We start from the raw sequence: 249 nt of genomic DNA, 5'->3' as shown, positions 1-249 counted from the left end.
CACCCGATGATTGGGCCCGTCCGCACTGAATTCGCGCCCGAGCGATTCCGCTTTTTTGTGCTGAGGCGTTTCCCCTATCTGATCGTCTACGAGCCGGACCAGAATCCCCCGCGTATTCTGCGGGTCGTTCATGCATCGCAAGACCTCGCTGTCCTGCTGGCTGATCTCTCCGGCGAGGACGGCTGATCACGCGAGCGCGGTTGCGGCTTGCTGGTCGGAAAATCAACAGTGGAAGAAACGCGGTGGCAC

The 249-nt window shown here is 60.6% G+C and carries 1 protein-coding gene; it reads left to right on the top strand.

Annotation, left to right across the window (positions count from 1 at the left end; genetic code table 11):
* The coding region (locus AAEZ05_RS29615; RefSeq protein WP_350650199.1) for a hypothetical protein at nucleotides 1-186 on the top strand (186 nt) is incomplete at its 5' end.
* Nucleotides 187-249: the final 63 nt, after the last annotated feature.

Origin of the sequence: Pseudomonas sp. HY13-MNA-CIBAN-0226, assembly GCF_040310305.1 — a bacterium.
In the GTDB taxonomy this organism is placed as follows: Bacteria; Pseudomonadota; Gammaproteobacteria; order Pseudomonadales; family Pseudomonadaceae; genus Aquipseudomonas; species Aquipseudomonas gregormendelii.
Note: the sequence above shows the minus strand (reverse complement) of the source record. Positions and strands in the feature narration are given on the sequence as shown.